6 protein-coding genes are annotated in these 8267 nt (G+C 73.0%); 3 read left to right on the forward strand and 3 right to left on the reverse strand.

The window, feature by feature from the left end; translation table 11 throughout:
* Together NFU81_RS40585 and NFU81_RS40590 are read right to left on the reverse strand one after the other, a co-directional pair.
* Nucleotides 1-1061, reverse strand: a 1061-nt coding sequence (locus NFU81_RS40585) for an RNA polymerase sigma factor (protein ID WP_422665405.1), incomplete at its 3' end; no start/stop codon positions are given.
* A 209-nt stretch (nucleotides 1062-1270) separates the two neighbouring features.
* Nucleotides 1271-2083, reverse strand: coding sequence for a TetR/AcrR family transcriptional regulator (locus NFU81_RS40590; protein WP_251502330.1), 813 nt, complete (start codon nucleotides 2081-2083; stop codon nucleotides 1271-1273).
* A 308-nt stretch (nucleotides 2084-2391) separates the two neighbouring features.
* Between NFU81_RS40590 and NFU81_RS40595 the strand changes: the two genes are divergently transcribed.
* Together NFU81_RS40595 and NFU81_RS40600 are read left to right on the forward strand one after the other, a co-directional pair.
* Nucleotides 2392-3774 (forward strand): NAD(P)/FAD-dependent oxidoreductase, encoded by a 1383-nt coding sequence (locus NFU81_RS40595; protein ID WP_251502331.1) that lies wholly within the window; start codon nucleotides 2392-2394, stop codon nucleotides 3772-3774.
* A 127-nt stretch (nucleotides 3775-3901) separates the two neighbouring features.
* The gene (locus NFU81_RS40600; protein WP_251502332.1) at nucleotides 3902-5641 is read left to right on the forward strand and encodes an ATP-binding SpoIIE family protein phosphatase; all 1740 of its coding nucleotides are present in this window, start codon (nucleotides 3902-3904) and stop codon (nucleotides 5639-5641) included.
* Nucleotides 5642-5949: 308 nt separating this feature from the next.
* Here NFU81_RS40600 and NFU81_RS40605 read toward each other — a convergent pair whose 3' ends face one another.
* Nucleotides 5950-7233, reverse strand: coding sequence for an MFS transporter (locus NFU81_RS40605; protein ID WP_251502335.1), 1284 nt, complete (start codon nucleotides 7231-7233; stop codon nucleotides 5950-5952).
* Nucleotides 7234-7375: 142 nt separating this feature from the next.
* Here NFU81_RS40605 and NFU81_RS40610 point away from each other — a divergent pair, with 142 nt between their 5' ends.
* On the forward strand, nucleotides 7376-7936 hold the full coding sequence (locus NFU81_RS40610) for a MarR family winged helix-turn-helix transcriptional regulator (RefSeq protein WP_251502333.1): 561 nt from the start codon (nucleotides 7376-7378) through the stop codon (nucleotides 7934-7936).
* Nucleotides 7937-8267: the final 331 nt, after the last annotated feature.

Raw genomic sequence — 8267 nt, forward strand, 5'->3', positions numbered from 1 at the left:
GAGCCCGCCGTGGCAGCCGCGGCGCCTCCCGCGGCCCCCGCGCCTCCCGCGGCGGCCGCGCCGCCCGCCACGACCGCGACGCCCGCGGTCTTGGCGGCGTAGACGGCGGCGAACCAGCCGATGTACGCGACCGGCAGCAGTCCCTTGAGCGCCGAGTTGAGGTCGGCCAGTTCGAGCGAGGCGGCCGTGCAGCGCTCGCAGCCCTTCAGGTGCCGGTTCAGCTCGCGGTCCGCGCGCATCCGCAGTCCGCCGCGGGCGTGCGCGCCCAGCCGGTCGGCGTAGCGGGCGCACTCGCCCTCGGCGGTGAGCGTGGAGCTGACGTGCGCCTGAAGATACGCCTGGCGCAGGCCCTCCCTGGCGCGGTGGGCGAGCACGGCGGTGGCGTTGGCGGTCAGGCCCAGCAGCGGAGCGATGGCGCTGGGCGGCTCCTCCTCGACCGCGGTGTGCCACAGCACGGTCTGCCAGCGCTCGGGCAGCGTGCGGAAGGCCTGGACGGCCAGCGACTGCTCGGCCTCCTCCATGGCCCGCACGTCGGCGGCCGGTGCGCTGGTCGCGGCCTCCGCGCCCGCGCCGGCCGCGGTGACGGCGAAGACCGCGAAGTCCTCGACCAGCTCCTCGCGGCGGGCGGTGTTGCCCCAGGTGGCGGCAGCCCGGCGGACCGTGGTCAGCAGATAGGCGCGGACCGCGGACTGCGGGCCGCTGCCACCGCGGATCGCCTGCAATGTACGGGCGAAAACCTCGCCGGTCAGGTCCTCCGCAGTGTGCGCGTCCCGGCAGCAGGTGCGGGCGTAGCGGCGTACCGCCTCGGCATGGCGGCGGTAGATCTCCTCGTACGCGCTGTCCCGGCCGGCCCTGACCTGGTCGACCAGTTCCTCGTCCGACAGCACGGAGCCGGCGGGCTCGGGGTGCCCCGCGGGCAGCAGGTCGTCGTCCGCGGGCGCGTCGCCGGCCCCGCCGTCCGACGCATCGTCAGACGACGTGGCGCCGGGCAGCGGGCCGCCGCGCCCCTGAGCGGGGACCGACGGTTCCGGGCGTGCCACAGGGTCGCGCTGTCCCGGCACCCTGCGCGACGGCAGCCCGGTGCCGTCTTCCGGCTCGGCCCCTGCGGCGGAGGCGGCGCCGGATTCGCCGTTCGGCTCATCCACGGGGCCAAGCCTGGCACAGCGCGGGCACCCTGAGTCACCGCCTTGGGCGGAACCACCCTTCCGTGGAGGGGACGTTCACCGATCCTCCACGTTCATCCCCTTGGCCTATGCCCGGCCGCGGGGTTTCAGTCCCTGGCGGCGGGGCGTTCCGAGGGGCGGGAGCGGAGTCCCTCCAGCAGGATGTCGAGCAACCTGGCCGAGGCCGCCGCCTGTTGCGCGGCGTCCGGCAGCGAGGGGGCCGCGGTGGCGATGACCAGCAGGACGTCGGCGACCGAGACGTCGGCGCGCAACTCGCCCGCCTCCCGCGCTCTTTCCACCAGCTGGCCGACGACGTCGAGCAGGGTGCGTATTCCCTCCGGCTCCTCGCCCCGGGCACCGCGGCTGCCGGCCGGTCCCGCGCCGGCGAGGTCGTCGCGGCCCGTGTGGTCGCCGGGGGCCGAGCGCGCGCCCTCGGCGGGGTCGGCGCCGAACCTGGCCCGCTGCTGCGGCACCCGGGCGGACCCTTCGCCGGCCGCGTCCGCCTCGTGCGGCTCGCTGCCGGGGGCGCCCTGCACCCGCAGCACCTGCGGCGGCAGCAGCCGCCCGGCGCCGGAGGCGACCGAGGTGCGCAGGAAGCGCGCCAGCGCGGACCACGCCTCGTTCTCCTGGCCCAGTGCGGTGCGCGCCTGTTCCGTCAGCCGCGCGGTCTCCTCCTCGGCGATGCGCCTGACCAGCACGTCCTTGCTGGGGAAGCGGCGGTAGACGGTGCCCACGCCGACCCGTGCGCGGCGCGCCACGTCCTCCATGGGTGCGCCGTAGCCCAGTTCGCCGAAGACCTCACGTGCGGCCCTGAGGACGTGCTCCAGATTCCGCTGGGCGTCGACCCTCAACGGGGCCGCCCTGCCCGTACCCCCGTCCGCCCCTGCGGAAGCCGACCACGTCGTGTCCTGAATGTGCATATATGTATCCCCCCGGACAATTGATTGTCTCCCCCCGGAGACTCCCCGCCCTTAACGATCGGTTGCGCTGGGCCGTGTACTACTACGAGATACGAACATAGTTGAGGGCGCGTCAAGAATGAAGGGGGTGTGATCCCTGGGGCGCGCGGCTCTTCCGGAGCACCGCAGGGCAGGTTCCCGCCCTGGGGCGTTTGCCCGGTGATCGCCCGATGCGGAGGGGGCCGGCGGACCTGCACGGCGGCCGATTCCCGCGAATGGTGGTGTCCGCCCTGTGGACAAACGGCGCCCGACCATTGCGTCATGGAGCAATGACGACGGAGTCGGCGGGCATGGCCAAGGCAAGCACACCGCGCATTCTTGTGGTCGGTGGTGGTTATGTCGGCATGTACGCGGCGTTGCAGCTGCAGCGAAAGCTGCGGCTGAAACGCGGCGAGGCCGAGATCGTCGTCGTCGAACCGCAGCCCTACATGACCTACCAGCCGTTTCTGCCCGAGGCCGCCGCGGGATCGATCTCCCCGCGGCACGTCGTCGTACCGCTGCGCCGGGTCCTGGACCAGTGCCGGATCATCGTCGGCGAGGTGCGCTCGGTCGACCACGACAAGCGGGTCGCCAGCGTGGTCACCCCGGCCACCGAGGAGGAGGGCGGCGGCGCCACCGAGATCCGGTACGACCAGCTGATCGTCGCCCCCGGCTCGATCTCCCGGATCCTGCCGGTGCCGGGCCTGGCCGAGTACGGCATCGGCTTCAAGACCGTCGAGGAGGCGATCGGGCTGCGCAACCACGTGCTGGAGCAGCTCGACATCGCCTCGTCCACCCGCGACGCCGACGTCCGCGAGGCGGCCCTGACCTTCGTCTTCGTCGGCGGCGGCTACGCGGGCGTCGAAGCGCTCGGCGAGCTGGAGAACATGGCCCGCTACGCCCTGCGGTACTACCACAACGTCCGCGCCGAGGACATGAAGTGGGTGCTGGTCGAGGCCACCGGGCGGATCCTGCCCGAGGTCGGCGAGGAGCTGGGCCGCTACGCCGTTCGCGAGCTGCGCGGGCGCAACATCGACATCCGGCTGGAGACCCGGCTGGAGTCGTGCGAGCACCGCATCGCCGTACTGTCCGACGGGTCGCGGCTGCCCACCAGGACCGTGGTGTGGACCGCAGGCGTCAAGCCCGCGCCCGTCCTGGCGTCGACCGGTCTGCCGCTCAACGGCCGCGGACGGCTGCACACCGACGCCACCTTGCGGGTCATCGGCCGGGACGGCGTGTGGGCGGCAGGCGACGCGGCGGCCGTCCCGGACCTCACCTCGGACCAGGAGGGCGCCCTGTGCGCCCCCAACGCCCAGCACGCGGTGCGACAGGCCAAGGTGCTGGCCGCCAACGTCGTGGCACAGCTGCGCTGCGAGCCGCTCACCGAATACCGCCACAAGTACGTCGGCTCCGTCGCCTCGCTCGGCCTGCACGAGGGCGTCGCCCTGCTCTACGGGCGCAAGTTCAAGGGCTACCCGGCGTGGTTCGTGCACCGCGTCTACCACCTCAGCCGGATGCCCACCGCGAACCGCAAGTCCAGGGTGCTCGCGGAGTGGATCCTGTCCGGGTTGTTCAAGCGGGAGATCGTCTCGCTCGGCTCCCTGGAGCACCCGCGGGCCGAATTCGAACAGGCCGCGGGAAGCGGCGGTGACCCCGGTCGGCCGCGGCCGTGAGCGCCCCCCGGCACGCCGGGCGCGCTCCGGTGCGATTCCCCCGCAGGCCCCTGGTCGGCCACACTGGACGGGTGACCACCCGTGCGGCAGCACCTGCAAAGAGTGACAAATACGAGGAATCGGACGTTTGAACCTCACGCGTTGGAGCGCCCGGCTCCCCGGAACACAGCGACGCGGTGCCGTCCCGGCGGCCCGCGGCAAAACCGTCGGCGCCGCCGCACCGGCCGGCGGCACCAAAGGCGGCAGCGCCGCCCCAGCGGACCCGCCCCCGCCGCCCCGCGCGGGCGGAGCCGACCGCACCGACACGCTCGCGCAGGCCCAGGACCAGGCACTTTGCGCTGCCGGCGGCGCTTCTGGCACCCTCGCGGGCGTCCTGAGCCAGCTGCCCGCCCTGATCGCCGTCACCACCGGCCCCGCGCACCGCGTCAGCTACGTCAACGACGCCTACGCCGACGTCTTCGGCCCCCGCGTCACCGGCGCCCCGGCCCGCGAGGCGCTCCCCGAACTCGACGAGCTGGGCCTGCTGCCGCTGATGGACCAGGTCCACCGCAGCGGCCGCCCGCGCACCGTCAAGGCCCGCAGGGTCAGCAGGTCCGACGCCACCTCACTCACTCGTCAGGGTTACTTCACCTTCACCTGCACACCGGTCCACCCGGACGACCCCGACCCCGAACGCCGCGGCGTCCTGGTCTTCGCCGCCGACGTCACCGACCAGGTGCAGTCCGCGGAAAGGCTCAGGGAAAGCGAGCGCCGCCTCCACGAGACCGCCGTCACCCTCCAGCGCAGCCTGCTGCCGCAGCAGCTGGAACAGCCCGACGACCTCCGGCTCGCCGCCACCTACCAGCCCGGCGGCACCGACGCGGCGGTCGGCGGCGACTGGTACGACGTCATCACCCTCGGCGGCGGCCGCACCGCCCTGGTCATCGGCGACGTCATGGGCCGCGGGGTGCGCGCCGCCGCCGTCATGGGGCAGCTCCGCACGGCCGTACGCGCCTACGCCCGGCTCGACCTCCCCCCGCACGAGGTCATCCAGCTGCTCGACGGGCTCGCCTCGGAGATCGACGCCACCCAGATCGCCACCTGCGTCTACGCCGTCCACGACCCCAGCGAGGGCCGGCTGTCCTACGCCAGCGCCGGCCACCTGCCGATCCTCATCCGCGACCCCGACGGCACCGTGCAGCGCACCGACGAGCCCACCGGGCCGCCGCTGGGCACCGGCGGCTGGACCCACACCTCCGCCACCGTCCCGTTCGGCCCCGGCTGCACCGCCGTGCTCTACACCGACGGCCTCATCGAGCGCCGCGGCGAGGACATCGAGGAGGGCGTCTCCACCCTGATGCGGGCGCTCTCCGGCGCCACCGGGGCGCCCCAGGTCATCTGCGACCGCCTGATGCGCGCGCTCGGCGTCACCGCGCAGCACGACGACGACGTGGCGGTCCTGGTCCTGCAGTACCCCGACCACACCGGCCACCCCGACGGCGAGGTCTTCCGCAACGCCTCGCTCGAACTGCTCGGCGGGATCGAGGCGGCACCGCGCGCCCGCGCCTTCGCCTCCGGCGTGCTGGCGTCCTGGCGCTTCCCTGTCGAGCTCCGCGACCTCGGGGTGCTCGCGGCGAGCGAGCTGGTCGCCAACTCGCTCAAGCACGGCACACCGCCCATGCGGCTGCGCCTCCGGCGCACGGATCGGCGGCTGGTCATCGAGGTCACGGACGGTGACGAGCATCTGCCGCGGCGGCAGCGCGCGGAGCCGGCGGACGAGGCGGGGCGCGGGATCTCGATCATCGCGACGATCGCCTCGTCCTGGGGCTCCCGGCGCACTCCTGGCGGAGGCAAGGCCGTCTGGTGCGAGTTCACCCTCCCGGGCTGAGGACTCCCGAGGGTGCCTCGCCCTCCCGGTTCCTTCTCCCCGCCGGGCGGCGCGCGTCCGCCGGCCGCGACGGTGATGGGGTGCCCCTTGCGCAGGGGGTGCGCTTCCGCTGGGCGCGGCGACCTCGGGGGTTCCCCCAGCGCCGCCTGGACGTGGCGGCGGTCCGTCGTCACGAGACAGTGGACGGTGGGCGCTCCGTACCCCGGAGCTTCGCCTGAGGCCACACCCCCAGCGCAGGCGGGAGGTGTGGCGGCGTGCCGCGCCGCAGCGCCCCGCGGGGAGCGGGCACGGGGGTCACCCCGGGGCGGTCAGTGGGCGGCCGCTTCCGGGGCGAGGGTGGGGCGGTCGGGGGAGTGTGCGACGACGCGGGTGGCGTGCTGGGGGGTGTCCTGGGACGGAGTCAGGTGGCGGCCCAGGCGCAGGGCGATCACCGAGACGCCCAGGGAGCACGCCACCAGCATCACGACGTACGCGTCGTACGCCCCGGCCGCGGCGATGACGCCGCCGACCGCCGGCCCGATCGCCAGAGCCAGCTGCTTCACCAGCGCAAACGCGGCGTTGTAACGCCCCACCATGCGCTCGGGCGCAAGATCGGCGACGAGCGGCGACACCGTCGGCGCGAGCATCGCCTCACCCAGCCCGAACAGCGCGTAGGTCGAGATGATCGCGACCACCGCGACCGCGTGGTGCGCGTGCGCCAGCCCCGACACTCCCGCCGCGAGCCACGCGACCGTCCAGACCAGGCCGACCGCCGCGATCACCCGGCTGCGCCGCCGGTACTCGACCAGCCGCAGCACCACGAACTGCGCCAGCACGATCGCCGCCGTGTTGGCCGCCAGGGCGACGCCCAGCATCGCGGGGGAGATGTGCGTGACGGTCACCGCGAACGCGGAGAGCCCCGACTCGAACTGCCCGTAGCAGGCGAAGAACAGCACGAAGCCGAGCACGCACAGCATCACCATCGCCCGGTTACGGAGCAGGAGCCGCCAGCCGCCGGCCGCGTCGGGGGCCGTGACGGACCCTTCCAGCCGTGCCGTACGCGGCAGCCGCACCGTGGCGATCACCGCACCCAGCACCAGGAACATCGCCGCCTCGATGGCGAACAGCCGGATGAAGGACGACGGGTGCGCGGTGTCCACGATCAGGCCGCCCATGAGGCCGCCGACCCCGAGGCCGAGATTGGCCAGGAAGAACTGGGTCGCGAAGGCCCTGGACCGCGTCACCGTGGTCGAGCACCACACGATCATCGTCGCCAGCGCCGGCTGGACGACGGATATCCCCGCGCCCAGCGCCCCGGCCGCGGCGATGACCACCGGCTCGCTGCCGGACAGCCCGAGCCCCAGGGACCCGGACGCCGCGAGCACCGTGCCGGCGACGGCGACGGGTACGGGTCCGCGCCGGTCGATGATCCGCCCGGTGAAGGGCAGCACGAAGAGCGCGGCGACGGCGAACGTCGCCAGCACCACGCCCGCGGTCCCGGCCCCGAGCCCCCGCACCTCCGAGACGTACACGAAGGTGAAGGGCACGGTGAAGCCGTTCCCGAACGCGCTCAGGGCGTTCCCCAGCTGGATTCGGCGCAGCGCAGCGCCCATGGCGGTGGTGTTCACGGCTCCCCCCTCGGGGTGGCAGGACCAGGCAAGGCTTCGGATCGAAGACTTCATCAGTAAACTTCGAAGCTAAAGAATACATTCCGAAGGGCTTTAGAGCAAAGCACTACCGTGCGATACTCGGAGCATGACCGCAGCCGCAGGCTCCGCCGGTGCCCCCCAGGAACTGGACCTCGACGCCCAGATCGCCGCCTACCAGCGTGAGTTTCCCGAGGTCGACCCCCAGGTCGAGAAGGTCGTCACGGCACTCGGCCGGCTCAACCGCCGGATGAACGTCGCGTACGGCCGCCAGCTCGTCGACCTGGGCATCAGCAACGCCGAGTGGGAGGTGCTGAAGGCCCTCGTGGTCGTCGGCCGCCCCTACCGCCTCGGCCCCGGCGACCTTGCCAAGCGCCTCGGCCTCACCCCGGCCGCCATGACCCACCGCATCGACCGTCTGGTGACCGAGGGACTGGTCACCAGGGAACGCGACGAGGCGAACCGCGTCCGGGTCATCGTCGAGCTGACCGACGAGGGCCGGGAAAAGTGGCTCCAGACCATGCGCCTGGCGGCGGCCTTCGAGGACGACCTGCTGCAGGACCTGAACACCTCGGAACGCGCCGCCCTCGGCGAGATCCTGATCCGCCTGCTCCGGCGCGTGGAGGACAGCCAGCCCGACGCCGGCGGCCGGCTCGAAGACCTGGACTGACGGGCGCCACGGCCGGGGTTGACACTCCCCGCCGAGCTGCGTAATGTACTCCGAGTTGTCCGACGTGAGCGCCGACCCTGGTCGGTCCCCGGGCAGCCATCCCGCAAGACCATTCGACTCTCGACTGATCGACGGCCGCGTGCCGTCGTCTTCCTGTCGTCCTGTCGTGTGTTTTTTCGGAATGCGTGCAGAGTTTCGATCGACCGGGCCGATTTGGCCGGAGCGAACGAAGTCCGCTAAAGTCTCACTCGTCGGAACGGCCCAACGGCCGGAAAGACAAACCCCGCTGACTGGGGGTCAGGCACTGAAAAGAGTCTGATAGAGTCGGAAA

The organism is Actinacidiphila cocklensis (assembly GCF_907177275.1).
Taxonomy (GTDB): domain Bacteria; phylum Actinomycetota; class Actinomycetes; order Streptomycetales; family Streptomycetaceae; genus Actinacidiphila; species Actinacidiphila cocklensis.